Source organism: Nostoc sp. 106C (genome assembly GCF_002154725.1).
Taxonomy (GTDB): Bacteria; Cyanobacteriota; Cyanobacteriia; order Cyanobacteriales; family Nostocaceae; genus Aulosira.
In genome coordinates this window covers 55,759-72,111 of record NZ_MTAW01000080.1, presented here as the reverse complement: position 1 = coordinate 72,111, position 16,353 = coordinate 55,759, and the positions used below count along the sequence as shown (strand labels likewise).

Here is a 16,353-nt window from a genome sequence, read left to right as displayed (position 1 = left end):
GGTTAATTTCTGAGAAATCAACAATAGCTTCTGTGTGAGTTAAAAGCGCTCTTCCTATCGGGAGGGCGCTTTTCAATTTCTAGAGTTTTCACTCGACTAGCTGAGGCGATCGCAATTAGTGACCAAGTATTCTTGTCAAGGTTGAACATGAGATTGGAGATTTACAAATAATGGCAACAATTACTATTTATGGTAGCCCTGTTAGTACTTACGTTCGGACTGTCCGGTTGTTACTTGAGGAAGCAGACACAAACTATAAGCTCAAAGAAGTCAATATTTTGACTGGTGAAAACACCTCAGCAGAGTACCTAAGCAAAAATCCATTTGGTAAAATCCCGACCTTGGAAGTTGATGGAGAACTGCTATATGAGACAGCTGCTATTACCGAATATCTCGATGCTGTCGTAGCAAGTAACAAGTTTAGCCCGTCTAATCCGCTCTCTAAAGCTCGGATGCGCCAGATTATGGCAATCATTGATAGCTATCTCTATGGTCCTGCGATCAGGACAATTGTCATACAGCGTCTAATTGTCCCAAATCAGGGTGGTCAAACAGATGAGGAAGCGGTGAAAAATGCCATTGCGCCAGCAAAAACAGCGCTAGAGGCAATCGAATCGCTCACCCTTGGTAGTCCATATCTGCTGGGCGGCGAATTGAGCATTGCAGATTTCTACCTGATTCCCATCTTTACTTACCTCTCGAAAACCCCAGAGATTGATGCAATTACCGCTCAAACTCCTAAACTCATGACTTGGCGGGATGAGGTCAATAAACTCAAGAACGTCAAACGAGTGTGCAGGTAGCAATAGTTTTCGGACGTTGCATAAATGTGGGATGAATTCAGATTTTTGACCAAAGCTAAAGATTGATTCTAAGCTAATAATCATTAAAATTGCATCTCCGCGTCTTCCTTTCTCCGCGTCGCCGCGTCTTTCTGAGGCTAAGGATTCTGCAACTTAAAGGCGGTTTAGCTTACTTATAGCAGGAGGCAAAAGGCAGAAGGTAAAAAAACTATTGCTATTCCTAGCATTCACGCTTTCAAAATGTCCTAACCTATGTGACTACGGCTATATAGAAACCATTTGACATCTTTTAGATTGCCTTGGAGAGAATATGCGAGTGTTGTTTTCAGTGGTCGGTACGCGCGGAGATGTGCAACCAGTGATTGCGTTGGCGTTGGAGGTGCGCGATCGCGGGCACGAGGTACATCTGTGTGTGCCGCCGAATTTTATTGAGTGGGCACAGAAGCTTGGGTTTGAGTCTACACCAGTGGGGATCGAAATGCGAGCGCCGCGCGGGACTACGGTGAGCGACACCACAACGACTAAGCCAATGCCCGACCTCATCACCGACCAGTTCGATGCGATCGGTGCAGCCGCAAACGGCTACGACATCATCGTAGGAGCAAACGCGCACCAGTATGCCGCGCGATCCATTGCCGAGCTTCACGGCATCCCTTACATCAACGCGATCTACGCACCTACGGCGCTGCCGACCGACGACACCATTCGTATTTGGAATGAGCGCTCCCTCGCTCGCGTCAACGTCAATCGGACGCAGCTTGGGTTATCGCCGATTGACGATGTGCTCAGTCATATTGTTACTGACCAGCCGTGGCTTGCGACCGATCCAACGCTCGCCCCTTCGCCGGAGATACTGGGAATGTCCATTTTGCAGACCGGCGCGTGGTTTCTTGAGGATTCGACTCCGCTCCCGTCTGATGTCGAAGTGTTCCTCGAAGCTGGCGATCCGCCCGTCTACTTCGGTTTCGGCAGTATGCCGATCACCGGGGATACGAGCCTTACCCTGATCGAGGCTGCGCGTGCGGTTGGGCGACGAGCGATCGTGTCGCAAGGATGGGCCGACCTCAAGCTGATCGACCAAGCCCCAGATTGCATCGCAATCGGTGATGTCAACCATCAAGCGTTGTTCCCCAGAGTCGCTATAGTCGTGCATCATGGCGGTGCCGGAACGACGCACACCGCCGCACGTGCTGGCGTACCACAAGTACTCGTTCCGATGTTTAGCGATCAGCCGTTTTGGGCGAACCGCGTGCGGGAACTCGGCATCGGCACGTTGATACCGATTGCAGATCTGACCGCCAACCGACTAATATCGGCACTGCACGACGAGAGTGACCCAGCCATCGCGAACCGGGCTGATGCGATCGCGGAACGGATCATCCTCAATGGTGTTAAGGTCGCAGCGCAGCACCTGATTGACCAGGTTAATCCGACTGATGCTCAAGCGTTTGGCGCATAGCTAGATGTCAAATGGGTTCTATAAGGTTAGAACCAAGCAAAAAAAGGTGCGCGATCGCGCACCTGATGACACCTTAACTACCATCTGCTAGTAAACAGCGAAGCAATGTGTGGGGAAAATATCAAACGGCAACTGCTGGCACTTTGTAATAAGCAGGTTCATTACCTGGCTTCCATTTGATATTGCAACCGATACTAGGCTTCTGTTCCCAAGTAATCACGCGATCGCGTAAAATGTCTTCAATTGCTCTGCGCAAATCAGCGCCAGTCACAGGTTTATCGTTCTTGGGACGGCTATCATCTAACTGACCACGATAGACCAGCTTGCGGTCAGCATCAAAGAGGAAAAAGTCGGGAGTGCAAGCAGCGAAAAAGTCTTTCGCAGATTTCTGAGATTCGTCGTAAAGCAGAGGATAGGATAAATCGACTTCTTGGGCAAAGGCTTTCAGTAATTCTGGCGCATCATCAGGATGGCTGTTAACATCATTAGCGCTAATCGCCACAATTCCCACATTGCGATCGCTATAATCTTTACCGAGTTTTGCCAATTCCAATTTGATATGTTGCACAAAAGGACAATGACGGCTGAGAAATATCACTAGTAAGGCTTTTTTATCAGCAAAGTTAGAGAGTGAAATCGTTTCGCCTGTAACTACATCTGGTAAATGAAAATCAGGTGCTAAAGTGCCCAAAGGTAGCATTGTTGAAGGGGTCAGCGCCATAGATATAAAACTCCTTGATTTGTAAAATCAGAAAATTGATTATTTTCTTGTCCCGATTATGCAGAGGAACCAATTTTAGGCAACAGCCAAGCTGGGGATGTACTTAGAAGAATCTCCTTTGACAGCCTCGCTATGTTTGCCATTCACACCCACTGGTAAATCGCCAGCGATGGTGACTCGCTGAACGTGACGCGGTTGGTTGCCATAGTCTGCGATAGCATAGTGTTGAGTAGCGCGGTTATCCCAGAACGCTACGTCACCAACTTGCCAACGCCAGCGCACTGTGTTTTCCGGACGAGTTATATATGCCTGCAACAGCCGGATAATGTCGTCTGATTCAGTTGTCGATAGTCCGCGAATTTGGCGCACAAAACCGCCAATAAATAGACCTTTTTCTCCAGACTCCGGATGAACACGCACAACTGGATGAAGAGTCTCATATATGGTTGAGGTGAACACATCTCGGTAAGCTTTAATATCTTCAGGAATATTAACTGCGGCGACTGCATAATCATAAGCATTGCTGTGTACAGCCCAAAGATCATCCGCAAGGCTACGTAGATATTCTGGTAAATCTTGATATGCAGTGACAGAGTTTGCCCAGATAGTGTCGCCTCCGGCTGGAGGGATGACAAGCGTCCGTAATACAGAGCCTAGCGGTGGACGATCTACAAAAGTCACATCCGTGTGCCAGGTGTTAGCGCGAGTAGCAGTTTTGCCGTAATTCAGGTCAAGTACTTCTGGGTGTCCGGGGAGTGATGGCACGGTGGGATGAGCTGTTGTAACTTCACCGAACCGACGTGCAAAGGCAACTTGCCCGTTAGCGTCGAGTTGCTGACCACGAAAGAAGATTACCTTATATTTAACTAAAGTCTTGCGAATATCGCTGATGATATCGTCGCTAAGATTAGTACTTAGATCGACACCAACAATTTCGGCACCGATACGTCCTGCAACTGGTTGAATATCAAAGTGTTGAGAACCCATATTTCTATACCTCTTCCTTTCTGCAATGCTATTTTTGACTGATTGTGGCGGGAGTAATTGCTGCATACTGTTCATCTGTCAGCGTCGCTTCTTTGATATTGATCGGTTTAGGAATCAAGCCATTTTTATAGAAGTAATCTGCAATCCGCTGTTGTTCCCGAATTAAATCTGGAGTAATGGCTCTCAATCCATAGCTACGACGACTGACTACCAAGTCCATCACATCTGGAGGTAGTTTTTGAAACGGTAAAATTAGCTTTGCAGTCTCTTTGGGATGAGCCTCTGCCCAACGTTCAATTTTATCTATTTCCTCAATAACTATCCGCAGCAATTCAGGATTCTCAGTTGCAAATTGCTTTGTTCCGATATAATATCCACCTGGGGAATCAAGCCCTTGAGAATTCTTGATAATTTTTACCTTACCCAATTTTTCAGCCCGAGCTAGATGAGGATCGCCAGTTACCCAAACGGGAATTTTTCCTTCTAGAAATGCACTAGCAGCTTCTACATTGGGTATGCTCAAGACTTGAATATCACTATATTTTAAACCTGCATCTTCCAAAGCTCTAAGGATGAAATAGTGAGATGCAGAAGCTTTTTGAAAGACTACTTTTTGCCCTTTGATGTCCTTGACACTTTTAATCGGAGAACCTGGTGGAACAGCGATCGCACTTCCTTTACCAGTATTTTCAGTTCGTCGCCGACCTACAATATAAGTGATCTGAGCGCCAGCTGCTTGGGCAAAAATGGGGGGAGTTTCTCCTACAGAACCCAAGTCTATTTTGCCGACATTCATCGCTTCCATCAGTTGCGGCCCTTGGGCAAATTGCGCCCATTCCACCTTGACTCCCAAGGGTTCCAAACGCTTTTCTAGTACATTTGTAATCCTCACTAAATCACCAGCTTGTTGATACCCCATGCGGAGTACCTTCGTTTTGATACCCGATGTTTTAGTATCCGATACATTACTAGCAGGAGATTGATTATCTGCTTTTTGGCTTTGTTGCGTGCAACTGACTAACGTCAACGAAGTTGCTAAAGTTAACAATCCAGGTACTACAAGCAGTGTAAAGCGGCGAAAGATATTGATATATTGAGGTTTTACTGTGGCAACCATAAGTTTTCTGTAAAAAATTTTTCAGCTTGTTTGTTGGCAAACAAGTAAGTTTACTTAGCACTGCTCTGCAATGGCTGGGGATTGGGACAAGGGAGAAAAATAATCACGAATCCCCTGTCCCATGTCCTTAACTAACGACCAACACTCACTAAATATTCTTCTGCTTCTTTCTCAATTGCTGTACCCTTGAAGAAGTCACGATTGAGACTGGTGTACAACTCCAAAGGATGAGTTGATAAGAAGTAACGCAGGTCTTCGTCACTGAGAAGACCGCGTTCTACGAAGCTATAAGCGTTGGCAGTAACCGCTGTAATATCAGGTACATCCCAATGACCGGAATCCGATCCCAAGAATGCTTTGACGCGATCGCCAAATGGGTTGGCTTTTTGATGAAAGGCATAAGCAACTCGGAGGTCGTCTGATTCTGTGCCGAAGTAGAAGTGATTTAGGAAGCGATCGCGTACATCTTCGGCTTTAGTAATCCCCGCCGCCGCAAATTCATCGAGTTCGCCTGGATCTTCTGGTGCAAAGTATTGTCCGTGGAAGCCCAAACCACTACCGATTTGCTCTAGGCGACCTTGGAATTCTGGCCCACCATAACGAGCGAATAGTTCCCGCAATTCTTCCCGATTGACGTTACCAGGATGATTATTCTGCAAAATCTCTGGATTGCGAGTTTCCCAATGCCAAATGATGTCGGTGTAGAGGCTAGCACCCCAAGCCGAACCACCTTCAAGGAAGGCAAATTTGAGGGTGGGGAAACGACGAGTCACACCACCAAAGAATAGGGCTTTGCAGAATGCTTCACCTGCTGAGGCAAAGTGTCCAATGTGGTTGTATTGGTAATTGGAAATAGAGCGACGTGCAGTCCAACCCATACCAGAAGCATGGGTAGTAGGAACGACTTTCAACTCTACGCATTTTGCCCAGAAGGGGTCGTAATCATAGGCGCTATCTAAGGCGAAGGTATCAATCCAGGTTGCTTCCCGTTGCACTTCTTCAGGATATTTCTCGAAGCCAAGAATCACACGAGTAACATAAGCGGGAATTTGAATCGCTTTGAGTCCCAATTCCTTTACTGCATATTCCAATTCCGCGATTCCTTCTTCTGGTGTGTTGAGAGGAATGGTGGCAATCGGAGTCACGCGATCGCTATAAGGACGGAAGATATCTGCATGATAAAGGTTCGCCGCCCGACAAACTGCCCGCCGCATTTCTTCGTTCTTGATTTGCGGTGCTAGGGTTGCCAGGTTGGGATACAACACAGCAAAGTCTGTTCCCGCTTCTTGTAAACGTTCATGCAGTAACTTTGGCAGGGTGATTGTTGCCAGATCTAAGGTGTCTTTAGTCGGACGACCCCAGAATGGAGGGCGAGCAGTACGATAAGTACGGCGTTCTTCCCAACTTTGCTGAAACCAACGATAGCGACCAGCACCAGGTAGATGTTCTCGGAAGCTATCGGCAATTTTAGAACCGCCTACTTGAGCCAAATAATCAAGAAAAGCAGGTTCAAATTCCTGGGTATGCACATCAGTATCAATGATCGGATAACCAAGTTGCTCCCGAATCTGTGCTGAGCGAGTCTTTTTGGTGGGGCGTTCAAGGGCAATTGTCATGATAATTTCTCCATAGTTACGTGACTCGTTGACTTTCACAAGTCGTAAACCCTGACAAAAATTGAGCTTCACGATGGAGCAAAAATTAAAACTCTTAAGGCATTGCCTGACGGATCTAGCTCAGGAAATGTCTATATATTTGAAAATGTCTCCAACAGACAATGAACGACAACAGATGCGCCGATCTCGTTTACACCTAATAGATGTCCAGAGGATTTTTTTGGAGGCACCCTCTTTTAACTCAATAATTTTTTGCACCAGCAATGCCTGTAAGAAAAAATGAGCATTGTTCGCAGAAGCTATTTTTGCTTGATTTTCAAAGTGTCTGAATAATTGATCTATGCAGTATTTGCATCAGAGGTTAATTAAGTACGGTTCATTGACCGATTTACCGTTGATTATTTTAGCAGTATTGCATAACGCTGACGACAATACAAGTCTTCAGCAAACAAAATATACGTTGCCCTAAATTTGTTGCTTTCTAAATATTAGATAACCTAAATTTATGTACAGTGACTTTCTCATCAGCTTTACAAGGCTTTTTTCTGGTGTTTACAGCATAATATAAGATATTGTACTATAAATCGACCGACTAACCGTAGTTTGTTTTTCGCACATAATACAAGGAAGCAATTCATGAGTAACATACAACTTTACTTCGCTAAAGCCTCGACCTTCGCTCAAAGAACCCGTGTTGTCTTGTTGGAAAAAGGAATTGAATTTACCCCCATTGAAATAGACTTACAAAATAAACCCGAAGGCTATACGCAGATTTCGCGCTATGGGAAAGTTCCAGCCATCAAACATGGGGATGTGGAGCTTTATGAATCTGCCATTATCAATGAATATTTAGATGAAGTCTTTCCAGAGCCAGCTTTATTGCCTCGTGAACCAGGAGCAAAAGCGATCGCGCGCATTTGGATCGACTACGCCAACACTCGCCTTGTACCTGCATTTAACAAATTCTTACGCGGTAAAGATAGCACTGAACAGGAACAAGGGCGCAGAGAATTCATCGAATCCTTATTGTATATTGAACAAGAAGGATTAGGTAAGCTCTCTGGTAATGGGCCTTACTGGTTAGGAGATCGGGTAAGTTTAGTTGATATCAGCTTCTATCCTTGGTTTGAACGCTTGCCAGTTTTAGAACACTTCCGCAAATTCACCTTGCCATCGGAAACACCTCGCATACAACAATGGTGGAACACATTGCGCGATCGCGAATCAATTCGAGCAGTAGAAAATCCTGTTAACTTCTACATAGAAAGATTTACTAAAGTGCTTGGTGAACCTAACCCTGTGGGTGCAGCGCAAAAGTAGGGTAAAACTATATTCGCTATTAATCCCCCTTTCAAGAAACAAAAATATTTCTTGAAAGAGGGATTTAACAAAGATTCGGTATGGTGGCATTTGGTTTAGAACAATTTCACCAACTTAAAGCAGCAGAAAAGACGGCTCGTCAAGCGATCGCATTAATAAGCCTTGGGCGTTTTCAGCAAGTTTATCGGGATGCAGCGTTGTTAGCGCAAAAGCAGAGTTTTTTTATAACATGACTGCTTAATGTAAGAACGTTAGCTTTAATTACTTTAATTATGGCGCTTTGCACACATTTATTTTCTGCCTTCTGCTTTGCTTTAAGTAAATGAGAAGTTCTCTAGAATACACTCCTATCAATAAAGAATGCTAAGATTAACCAACTTGTGGTTTTGGCTATGCTTACAATTTTTTTGTGCCAAATGCTACAAATTGGGTTGAATACACGCTTTCTTATTTTGATCTGAGGTCATATCGTGAAACGCATCGTGGCATTTTCTCTCGAAAACGGTGATACCGTCTTAATAGAAGTCGATGAACCAGCACCAGTAGATCAGCGTATCGGTTTGCGAGATGAAATTGTCCAAAAAGCTACTCAAACTTTTGAGTCTGCACTTGATAAAGTAAAACCTGTAGCTAATGCCATAATAACCAAGGTGCGTAGCCTTCCCCAACCTGCGGATGAAATAGAAGTCAAGTTTGGTATCAAAATTAGTGCTGAACTGGGAGCAGTAGTTGCTTCTGGTAGTGGTGAGGTAAACTATGAAATTACCCTGAAGTGGAAACAGGATTCAGGGTATGGTAATGCCGCTTGAGCCATCTATTATCAGAATTATCTCTAACAGCAGCAGAGTTACTGGTGCTGGCTTTCTAATTTTTCAAAAGCATATCCTTACTTGCGCTCATGTGGTGTGCGATAGTTTAGGAATTAGTAGAACAACTATAGAAAAACCCAACGAACTTGTCACCTTAGACTTTCCGTTAGTAGCAGCTAAACAATACCTAAAAGCTAAGGTGGTTTTTTGGCAACCTGTAAATCCTAATGAAGAACTAGAAGACATTGCAGTATTAAAGCTAGAAAATAATTCTCCGCGAGAAGTTCAATCTGCAACACTAATTACATTAGATAACTTGTGGGGACATCCTTTTCGCGTATTCGGGTTTCCTGCAGGACAATCTAATGGGGTCTGGGCTTCTGGGGTTTTGCGAGGACGAGCAGCTAACGGTTGGGTGCAGTTGGAGGATTTGAAACAATCAGGCTATAAGCTAGAAGCTGGTTTTAGTGGTGCGCCTATCTGGGATGACAAATTAGAGGGTGTAGTCGGAATGGCCGTAGCAGCAGAAATGGAGCGCCCAGAAACTAAAGTTGCGTTTATGATTCCTATGCAAGTGTTGAGTAAAGTGTTGTCTACGCTAAGTGAGCAAAAAACTCAGAATTTAGAATTGAGAAATACTGTAATTAACCAACAAGAAGCATCAAAAAAGAGTATCACACAGTCGTTGAACTCCGAAAAAATTGCGTTAGTTGATTATACCAAACTACAAAAACTACTAGCAACAGAAAAATGGAAAGAAGCAAATCAAGAAACTGAGATTGTTATCTCACGGTATTACATTGACAGACTTAGAGGATTTAATTCCTCTGCCAATTTGTGTAGAAGCAGCTCGAAGACATGCAAGGGAAGTATATGGAGCAACCGATAAAGATGTTGCCCTCATCAAAGAAGACACTGTTTTAAAGAAAATTACAACTGGCGAGACAATATTTGATGCTATAGAGGCTTACTTTCAAGAAAAGCTAATTTCTAAAGAAATATATATTGATAAAATAAGTTTATCAAGAAGTGTAATTCATTTAATTAATATACTTAATTTATCTCGAAAAAATGGGGAGAAAGAAAATAGACTTTTTAGGGAACTAGAAATATTTGAAATTAATTTCAAATTTTTGTTTAAATATTTAAACGATAAAATACGTAAAGCTAAAGAAAAGCTAACTGATGAGAGTATCTCAGACAGAGTAGAGCGATATAAACGACGTTTTTTCAGAGATAATCCACTATCGACTAGACGCGAAGATGCAAGAAATCTGTTAGTAACAATAGAAGATTTACTATTAGAGGAAACAGACGAAACTGAAATAATAAAAAAACAAATTCAAAATTTACGGCATACTTACCAACTTGAAAAAGATATGTATAAAATTATAGAAAGAGATGATTATGCAGAATTCAAAAAAGGTTTAGAAAAAATTAAGTACGCGGGTAGAGTTGTTAGCCAAGAAAATAAGTTTAATCAATAAATGCACAAGAAGGATTAGGTAAGCTGTCTGGTAATGGGCCGTACTGGTTAGGAGACAAGGTAAGTTTAGTTGATATCAGCTTCTATCCTTGGTTTGAACGCTTGCCAGTTTTAGAACACTTGCGCAAATTCACTTTGCCATCGGAAACACCTCGCATACAACAATGGTGGAACACATTGCGCGATCGCGAATCAATTCGGGCAGTGGAAAATCTTGTTAACTTCTACATAGAAAGATTTACTAAAGTGCTTGGTGAACCTACCGCAGTCGGTGCGACTCAAAAATAGATTGACATACTCCCCGCAATTGAATTGCGGGGATTATAAACTCAAACAGCAATAGCAGTTTCGTACTAATTTACATCACCTAACTTAACAGTCGATGCCCTAACTACACAAATATTACGACAAAATTATTAATGCAATTCTATCCTCGTAAATCGCTACTGTAATAACTAAAAGAAAACTATGATTAGTGGAATTTTTGAGAATTGCATCGGGTCGAATGATGTTGAAACTAGCCTCAAATATTGGGCAGAGTTGGGCTACAAACAGGTCAATGGAGGACAATTAGCAGCAGCACAAGCAAAATTGCTCTATGGTTATGCATCAAATTTGACATCACTGAGATTACAAAATGGCAACTCATCACAGCACGGACTGCTACGGCTGATGTGGTGGTCTGAACCACGTAATCAAGGTTTAGGCAGTACCTTACCAATGGTGGTGGGTAGTCGTTGGTTTGCTTCGTTGACGAAAGATATTTATACGATCGCTGATGCTTTTACTGATGATAAGTCTAATGGAGGAGACTGGATATATACAGAACCAATCCGCGCCATAGAAGTTATCGGTAATCAAGGAAAAGGTTTGTATAACCGTTTTGTTGGAGTGCGGGAAATGTTTGTCATTGGTTCCGAGACACGACAAGCATTTTTCCAACGCTACAACTACAACCGCCCTGGTTACGGTACGATTGATTCAAGTTCACTGTTAGGTGTAAGCGAGGGAACTCACTCTAGTATAGTTACTGCTAATCACAGCTTAAGTTCTTTCTATACCGAGGTTTTCGGACTTGTAGCAATAGAGGAGAATGGAAAGCAATCTGGCTATCAAAATCCTTCGACTCGTCAAACTTTGATGTTAGAAGATGGGCAAGAGTTTTATATTTCTGCTTTTTCTTCACCCAAAGTGATCGCAGGAGTTTTGCAAGTCTATAGTCCACTTTACCCTACCCCAGATAAACGTGAATTTGCACAACCAGGTTCGCTGGGATTGAGTCTATTTACTTATCAAGTTGAGGATATTTTAGAAGTCCGCGATCGCATTCTTGCTAGCAACGCTACATCTGTAACTCCCATCGTACCCAATGAGTTTGGAGAGCCTTCTTTTGGGTTGGTATCACCTGATGGGACGTACTGGGTGATTGTTGGTTAGTAGGAAGATTCAGATCTTTCTTGTACCTTGTCACCTACTAATTACCACTTTCCGAAATCATCTTCTTGCTGCAAACCAATGAACTGTCGCCGCTTCCAAGCATAGTGCAGAATATTAATGCCTAATTCCTGGGCTGTACGAATGGTCAATCTAGGCAAATTTAATTCTCTATCTAATCCCCAAGCAGTGGCTAAATCACCAATTACTAAAATAATTCCACCTCCAATTAACAATCGAATTGAATGTTGATTGATAATTGGCAAAGCAGCAAACAAGAAGGGTTTTGTTCTTAAAGGATGACTTCTTTGCAACTCTTCTAAAGGTCTTAAGGGATTTTCTAGTTGTTGTGCTAATGCGTGAGTACTATCAATCAGAGAATTAGCATCTTGGGGTGCATCAACTAATAGTATCCCACCAGCATTTAAATAATTTTTTAGCGATTCAAATTCAATACTATTAAAAGATAGTGCCTGCTGACCTGTTAAATAAAGTAAGTCATAGTCCTGAATATTTTCTCCTAAGGAAACTTGTCCTGGCTCATCAATTCCGCGTAAAGCAGGGTATAGAGGCTCTATTGATTGCAGCAAATATGAAAGGTTGAAAAAATTCCGGGCACATTCAGAATCACTATGATTTACCTGTGCGATCGCTACATTTGTTTGCGGTCGTGCTTGTGCATGACGGCGGTAACGTAAATCAATATTTTGATAACCAGGAAAAAAAACATCCGCTGGTTGGCTAATAGCATTTTGTCCTGGTTGTAAAAGTATCCGACACAGTTCTATTTCTGAACCTTCTAGTGTGGAATTTTTTTGGTCAATGCGATATGTTTCTTGGACAATATCTCTTGGTTGTCCACGTCGCAATTCATCAGGATCTACATAACTTACTACTAAATAAATGGTAGCTGGTTCAGAACTTGCTACTTCTAAATCAATGGGAAAGTCATACGCTTGAGGCACGACAATTAGATTTCCTGCTACATCAATGGCAATTCCTGGTTGAATTTGTACCCAGCGCCCATCTCGATATTTGGCTTCTACTTGGCGAGGCGCAGGAATGACTCTAACGCCTAAACCGCAGACAATTCCTGGTTGGTTTAAGCATTGATAGTGCGTATTTTGTCGCAGTCGGTGGTAATCATGAGCTTTACTCCAGCGTTCTGCATTTATTAGCAGCCCATCTGATGCTTGCAGGCGTTCAAAGGATTTAATATTTGGTGGTGGGAATGGATGTGTCATCTCAATTTTAGATTTTAGATTTTGGATTTTAGATTGTGAAAATAAATTTAAAAATTTGTCGGGTGGGCATTGCCCACCTCGTTTTAATTATTTTGATTTTCTATCAATAATTCATATGTACAAAATGCAGGTTTTTCTTGTTCAATAATTTTTTTTACTAGTTGTTCATTTATATTGTTATCAGAGCCTGTTGTACGCAAGCGTACAACAAAGTTATATGCTTGTCCGCCTGCTAAAACTGCACTACCAATTTGGGCATCGCCTAAGATAAAACTGGGTCCAAAAGGTTCTGTAATACTAATATGTTTATCGGCTTCGTTAGGTAGATTATCGTCTAAAGGTAGACCTGTATAAAGATGCAAGTAAAGACGCAATCCTTTACGAGTTCCTCGCCAGCGATAAATTTCTACTGCACGGCTAATTAAACGACGTTGTTGGTCGAGATTCCAAACGGAATCTACTTGCCAACCAACCCAATGAGCTAAAAAGGGTAATATTGCCCTTGGTGCTGTCAAGGGGTCGAGGTTTGCCCACATGACGTTAAAGCTATCAATTGCAGGTTGATAAGCTTGTTCAAATACCTTGATGAAGCGACCAATAAAGTCTACTTCTCGATATAGAAAGGGTAAGAACTCCATGTAGGCACTGTAAGGACGAATATATAAATTAAATGTCTCACTTTGCTGGATTTGTTCTCGTTCTGTACCAGGGTCGATATTGACAAGTACTAGACTGCGAAAGTTGAGAGTTAATTTATCTTTTTTCCCTGGGAGAATAGCTTGCTGATCTTCAAAAAATGTCGCGGGAACAGTGAAATATAACACTGCATTCATCTGCCCCCCTGGCGGAATTTCGCTACCTTCTGTACCACCAATTTGGCACCAATGGGCTGGAAATTCACCTTCTACTTTTAAACTTAGTCTTAAGGGACGTTCTGCCAAGTTTTTTATTTGGACAATCATCTCGCTGGGTTGCCCTGGATGCAAAAGCAAACTATGCCCTGCTTCATCTATACCCTCTGGCCCAGCAAATGCTAAACCTGCCCCAGGTACAGCTTCGGGAATTTGCATTGGGGTTAATTGAATGCCGATGGCTGGGCTATAACGGCTTTGAACCATAAACTTTTCCTTCAGCGAGTGATGATTTGGATGTCATGACCGGAACGCAGATTGGAGTCAAACCAGGAACAAACTAAACCTTGCACTCCTGGGTCAATCAATTGTTCTGGTGATGGTTGTCGCCTCCAGGTTTCTCCTTGCTTGCGGATGGGAAATAGTAGGACTGGGCCTAAATAACGCACGCCTGAGGTTTGTTGCATTAAAGCGATAATATCTGAGGTATAAACGGGTCGCCCAAAGGGCCAACCTTTACCTTCATTGCCTCCAGTGAGGGGATTTAAATATTTATACAGGGAGATTCTTAAGTTGCGGAGAATTTCTGCCCTAGCTAAAGGGTTGTCATAAGCGGGTTCGAGGATGACTTCTGTTTGGACGGAAACACCAATGTAATCCGGTTCTAAGAGTCTGACTTGCACTCCTAATAACTTTCTTTCGTCTAAGTATTGTAAAACTTGCTCTTGCAGTGCGGGACTGAGGGCGAATTGTGTTGGTGCGATACCTTCGCCTTGAAAAATCGCATCTGTATTGGCTTGCGGAACTACCAATAAACTCACTGTACCCGCTTGGGCACTGGAAAGCGCAGATAAACACCGCACACGCGCGATCGCACCTGCACCAGCTTGCTGCGCTAATACCTCAAAGTCTTCCGCAGTCACCGCGCGATCGCGGGTGCGAAGAATTCGGGGAGCCTTCATCACCGCTTGTTCTAGAGATTCGGCATCTGCACCGTTAATGGCAGGTTTGTAATTTGTGACACTGGCTACGTAGGGAACAGCTGACTTCAAAAACTGGAGTGAGCCAATCTGTACATTACCTTCTCTGCCTCCTCCTGTGCGGTAAGCGAGGATTCTAATCTCGGAGCCACGTGGAGGAACTGCCCCGTATTGGTGTTCGAGTTGGTTTTCAATATCGCTTACTTGCACAACGGTGTCTTCGGTTCTCGGTTGCTGGATACGCGATGTCTGACGACAAGAAGCAGAGCTTCTACGCACTTGTGTTTGGCGTTGCAGTTGACCTGGTTCCCGAATTAACGGCCCAAACTGGACTACACCAGTGAGCGAATCAATAATATAGTGACGGTCTTGGGGTGTAGAATCGGCAAAATCTCGCACCTCATGCCAAGTTTGCGGTAAGCCACCAGGGGGAGTGACGATGATGTACTCAGTTTCGCGGCGTTCTAAAACTGGGGGTGCTTGTAATTGAAAGGTTTGTCCGGGTGTACCGTTACTAATCCCTAAGCGTTCATCTTGCAGCAAGGTACTGTGACTCGCTCTAACTGTACCGCCAATTGACCGCACCGCTAAACCAGTAATGCGTGGCGGACGGCTATAACCTTCTTGATTGGCTTCTGGGGTAGTAAAGCTACAACGCAACCAACGTCCTCGATAAGCAGTAAACGTAGTCACAGGCCAAGATTGCGGTAAATGTAGCCGCACATCTGCACCTTGCGCCGGATTCCCTCCCTGTTGGTTAATTTCGTAAAAACTGAAACCCCGTGTTTGGTCGTCAGACTCTTTCGCTAACACAGGTTGCCAATCTTGTCCATCCCAAGCTTCCCATTTTCGGGGTGGATGATTGGGGTCAATACCTGTAGGGGTAGCCGCAGCCCCTTGGATCGTGACTTCTAGGACATTACCATCTAGAGGATCATCGGAATTAATAACTAAATAAAAGCAATTTCCCGCTTGCGGTTGTTCGTTAAATACAGGTTGTTCACTACCAGTCCAGTAACCATTAGGCTGACGAGTCCAGATATTCGAGAGGCGTTCGCGCAGAGATTGGGGAATATCTTCGACAGTTTGGGCTGTAAGGAAATGCTGTAACCGAGGTTTACCAATAATTAAAGGCGAATCTGTACTAAAAGTAATCGCTGGTGTTGTTTCGGTGCGGATAGTTGAGACTTCAATGCCTGTAGGAATCGTATAAGCTTCAGGTAGGTCAGAACTTAAATAAAAAGTTAATTCTGTATGGGCTGGGGCGGGGGGTTGGAGGCGAATGCCCAATAATTCTAAAAAAGCTACATAATTTTTTCGTGGTACTTGGTTAAATCTGAGCAACATCTGGTCAGTTAACCAAGCAAATAACTCAATTAGCGTCATCCCTGGGTCGCTGAGGTTGTGGTCAGTCCACTCAGGACAGTAGCGCGGGATACGCATCGTACACTCTTCGACCAGATCATCAAAAGTGCGATCGTCTAAGTTGGAAGATGGTAATTGCGGTAAAAAGTCAAATTTCACAG

The 16,353-nt window shown here is 43.5% G+C and carries 16 protein-coding genes; 9 read left to right on the top strand and 7 right to left on the bottom strand.

Going from position 1 to position 16,353, the window contains the following annotated elements:
* Positions 1–170 precede the first annotated feature (170 nt).
* Both BV375_RS08440 and BV375_RS08435 read left to right on the top strand, forming a co-directional pair.
* The gene (locus BV375_RS08440) at positions 171–803 is read left to right on the top strand and encodes a glutathione S-transferase family protein (protein WP_086759317.1); all 633 of its coding nucleotides are present in this window, start codon (positions 171–173) and stop codon (positions 801–803) included.
* Between the two features lie 310 nt (positions 804–1,113).
* The gene (locus tag BV375_RS08435; protein WP_086759315.1) at positions 1,114–2,262 is read left to right on the top strand and encodes a glycosyltransferase; all 1,149 of its coding nucleotides are present in this window, start codon (positions 1,114–1,116) and stop codon (positions 2,260–2,262) included.
* A 121-nt stretch (positions 2,263–2,383) separates the two neighbouring features.
* Here BV375_RS08435 and BV375_RS08430 read toward each other — a convergent pair whose 3' ends face one another.
* From BV375_RS08430 to BV375_RS08415, 4 genes are all read right to left on the bottom strand, one after another.
* Positions 2,384–2,983, bottom strand: a complete 600-nt coding sequence (locus BV375_RS08430; RefSeq protein ID WP_086759313.1) for a thioredoxin family protein — start codon at positions 2,981–2,983, stop codon at positions 2,384–2,386.
* Positions 2,984–3,058: 75 nt separating this feature from the next.
* Positions 3,059–3,970, bottom strand: coding sequence for a TauD/TfdA family dioxygenase (locus tag BV375_RS08425; protein WP_086759311.1), 912 nt, complete (start codon positions 3,968–3,970; stop codon positions 3,059–3,061).
* Positions 3,971–3,998: 28 nt separating this feature from the next.
* On the bottom strand, positions 3,999–5,087 hold the full coding sequence (locus BV375_RS08420; RefSeq protein ID WP_086759309.1) for an aliphatic sulfonate ABC transporter substrate-binding protein: 1,089 nt from the start codon (positions 5,085–5,087) through the stop codon (positions 3,999–4,001).
* A gap of 131 nt (positions 5,088–5,218) precedes the next feature.
* Positions 5,219–6,703, bottom strand: a complete 1,485-nt coding sequence (locus BV375_RS08415) for an amidohydrolase family protein (RefSeq protein ID WP_086759307.1) — start codon at positions 6,701–6,703, stop codon at positions 5,219–5,221.
* A 636-nt stretch (positions 6,704–7,339) separates the two neighbouring features.
* Between BV375_RS08415 and BV375_RS08410 the strand changes: the two genes are divergently transcribed.
* The 7 genes from BV375_RS08410 to BV375_RS08385 all read left to right on the top strand — a co-directional run bounded on the left by BV375_RS08410 (position 7,340) and on the right by BV375_RS08385 (position 11,755).
* Positions 7,340–8,023, top strand: a complete 684-nt coding sequence (locus BV375_RS08410; protein WP_086759305.1) for a glutathione S-transferase family protein — start codon at positions 7,340–7,342, stop codon at positions 8,021–8,023.
* 80 nt (positions 8,024–8,103) lie between these two features.
* Positions 8,104–8,256 carry a hypothetical protein gene (locus tag BV375_RS36680; protein ID WP_166507408.1) on the top strand — a complete coding sequence of 51 codons (153 nt, stop codon included), beginning with the start codon at positions 8,104–8,106 and terminating at the stop codon, positions 8,254–8,256.
* Between the two features lie 237 nt (positions 8,257–8,493).
* Positions 8,494–8,832, top strand: coding sequence for a CU044_2847 family protein (locus tag BV375_RS08405; protein ID WP_086759303.1), 339 nt, complete (start codon positions 8,494–8,496; stop codon positions 8,830–8,832).
* Positions 8,816–9,721, top strand: coding sequence for a serine protease (locus tag BV375_RS08400; protein WP_086759301.1), 906 nt, complete (start codon positions 8,816–8,818; stop codon positions 9,719–9,721). Before BV375_RS08405 ends, BV375_RS08400 begins: the two co-directional genes overlap by 17 nt.
* On the top strand, positions 9,633–10,319 hold the full coding sequence (locus BV375_RS08395; protein ID WP_086759299.1) for a hypothetical protein: 687 nt from the start codon (positions 9,633–9,635) through the stop codon (positions 10,317–10,319). The genes BV375_RS08400 and BV375_RS08395 overlap by 89 nt, the downstream gene beginning before the upstream one ends.
* Positions 10,316–10,606: a glutathione S-transferase C-terminal domain-containing protein gene (locus tag BV375_RS08390; protein ID WP_339376842.1), complete on the top strand. Its 291-nt coding sequence runs from the start codon at positions 10,316–10,318 to the stop codon at positions 10,604–10,606. The genes BV375_RS08395 and BV375_RS08390 overlap by 4 nt, the downstream gene beginning before the upstream one ends.
* A 180-nt stretch (positions 10,607–10,786) precedes the next feature.
* A complete protein-coding gene (locus tag BV375_RS08385; protein ID WP_086759297.1) occupies positions 10,787–11,755 on the top strand; it encodes a hypothetical protein in 969 nt (322 codons plus the stop codon).
* A 41-nt stretch (positions 11,756–11,796) separates the two neighbouring features.
* Here the strand turns inward: BV375_RS08385 and BV375_RS08380 are convergent, their stop codons facing one another.
* From BV375_RS08380 to BV375_RS08370, 3 genes are all read right to left on the bottom strand, one after another.
* A complete protein-coding gene (locus tag BV375_RS08380) occupies positions 11,797–12,996 on the bottom strand; it encodes a DUF4159 domain-containing protein (protein ID WP_086759294.1) in 1,200 nt (399 codons plus the stop codon).
* 83 nt (positions 12,997–13,079) lie between these two features.
* The gene (locus tag BV375_RS08375; RefSeq protein WP_086759292.1) at positions 13,080–14,114 is read right to left on the bottom strand and encodes a phage tail protein; all 1,035 of its coding nucleotides are present in this window, start codon (positions 14,112–14,114) and stop codon (positions 13,080–13,082) included.
* Positions 14,115–14,125: 11 nt separating this feature from the next.
* The gene (locus BV375_RS08370) at positions 14,126–16,351 is read right to left on the bottom strand and encodes a putative baseplate assembly protein (protein WP_086759290.1); all 2,226 of its coding nucleotides are present in this window, start codon (positions 16,349–16,351) and stop codon (positions 14,126–14,128) included.
* Positions 16,352–16,353: the final 2 nt, after the last annotated feature.